The following is a 1,666-nucleotide window of genomic DNA, read 5'->3' as shown; positions in this document are numbered from 1 at the left end:
AGTAGCTGTTGTCGTTCCGATCTTGAGGCTGGTAGATCGAACGGGAGTCCCGATCAGGTGATCGTGGAGTGCTGGGCGCATACAAGTAGGGCCTCCTGAACAGCTCGTTGGTGTCGAATCACCGAGCAGCAGGAGGCCCCTGGTGTCGCAGTCTTGCGTGCCGGTGTCCGGGCAGTCCAGCCCGGTCACCCGGGAGTGTGACTGTCTGGCTCACCGGTTCGGGAACGCCGTCGACAACCCGATGCGTGTGAGCCGGTATCCGACTGACATGACGGACGCCGAGTGGGCCCTGGTGCGCCCGCTGCTGCCGGTGCCGGGCTGGCTGCGGGGTCGTGGCGGACAGCCGGAGGCGTACTGCCACCGGCAGATGTTGGACGCGATCGGCTATCTCGTGGACAACGGCGTCAAGTGGCGCGCCATGCCGGCCGACTTCCCGCCGTGGGACCGTGTCTATGCGTTCTTCCGCCGCTGGCGCGATCACGCGCTGCTCCAGGAGTTCCACGACCGGCTGCGCGCGAAGGTCCGGATGAGGGCGGGGCGGGACGCGGAGCCGACCGCCGGGGTGATCGACTCGCAGTCGGTCAAGGCGGATGCCGTCGTCGGCGCCGACAGCCGCGGCTTCGACGGCGGCAAACTGGTCAACGGGCGCAAGCGGCACGTCGTGGTCGACACGCTCGGCCTGCTGCTGGGCGTGATGGTCACCGCTGCGGACACCGGCGACCGCATCGCCGCGAAGGTCCTGCTGCGACAAGTCGCCGACGCACACCACCGCCTCGCCCTCGTCTGGGCCGACGGCGGCTACACCGGCAGCCTCGTCGAGCACTGCCTGGCCGCACTCGCCCTGGTGCTGTTGATCGTCAAACGCAGCGACAACCAGAAGGGCTTCGTGGTGCTGCCCAAGCGGTGGATCGTCGAGCGACTCTTCGCCCACCTGATGCGAAGTCGCCGCCTGGCCCGCGACTACGAACGCCGCACCACCAGCGCCGAAGCGATGGTCTACTGGTCGATGATCGCTCTCATGACCCGCCGCCTGGCCCGCCCACACCCTGCGCGAGGGTGAACCGGCCCGGCTGCCGCTCGGCGAGCCAGCCGCGCGCGACCAGGCGTTTCGCCTTCGACCGCAGTGCCTCCACCCGCGCCGGCACCACCTCCATGCCGAACACGGCGGCCATCTCCTGGCAGGTCAGCGGCCCTTGATGGAGCCGGACCCGCTCCGCGAGTGTCTGCAGGATGCGCTGGTAGTCCACCGACAGTGCTGAACAGGTCAGCCCCTGGCGCCACACCGGCACCTGCGATCTCGGCTTCGCCATGACCCTGGGCGCCGGCTGCGCGTCCGTGTCCTGTGGATCCTCGGTGACCCCCGCCTCGGCGGCGCTGCCGCCGTCCGGAGCCAGTACCGCATCGACCCGCCTGCGGGCGATCGCCCACTCCTGCCATTCCAACTCGGCCACGGCGAGTTCGGCCTGGATGCGGTCGGCCTCCTCACGCAGCCCGTCGACCCGACGGCGAGCGGCGAGCTCGTGCTGTTCCAGCAGTCCGACGACCGACGGCATCCGCGACCTCCTGGCAAGCGACGAAACGACAGCTCACCACTCCCGCAGAATCACCGACCCCATGCCCGACCAGCGAAATCGACGGCCTCAAGATCGGTACGACAACAGCTACT

At 69.0% G+C, this 1,666-nt stretch carries 2 protein-coding genes; one reads left to right on the top strand and one right to left on the bottom strand.

All coding sequences use genetic code 11. The features are described 5' to 3' along the window. Positions 1 to 268: 268 nt before the first annotated feature. Entirely contained in the window at positions 269 to 1,060 is a 792-nt protein-coding gene (locus ACN6LB_RS45775; protein ID WP_445031092.1) for an IS5 family transposase, read from the top strand. Here ACN6LB_RS45775 and ACN6LB_RS45770 read toward each other — a convergent pair. Beyond that, positions 1,017 to 1,553, bottom strand: coding sequence for a hypothetical protein (locus ACN6LB_RS45770; protein ID WP_445031091.1), 537 nt, complete (start codon positions 1,551 to 1,553; stop codon positions 1,017 to 1,019). The genes ACN6LB_RS45775 and ACN6LB_RS45770 overlap by 44 nt on opposite strands. Positions 1,554 to 1,666 lie beyond the last annotated feature (113 nt).

Source organism: Streptomyces sp. SAS_270 (assembly GCF_052543295.1).
The sequence above is the reverse complement of the archived record's forward strand: the minus strand, read 5'-3'. Positions and strand labels throughout refer to the sequence as shown.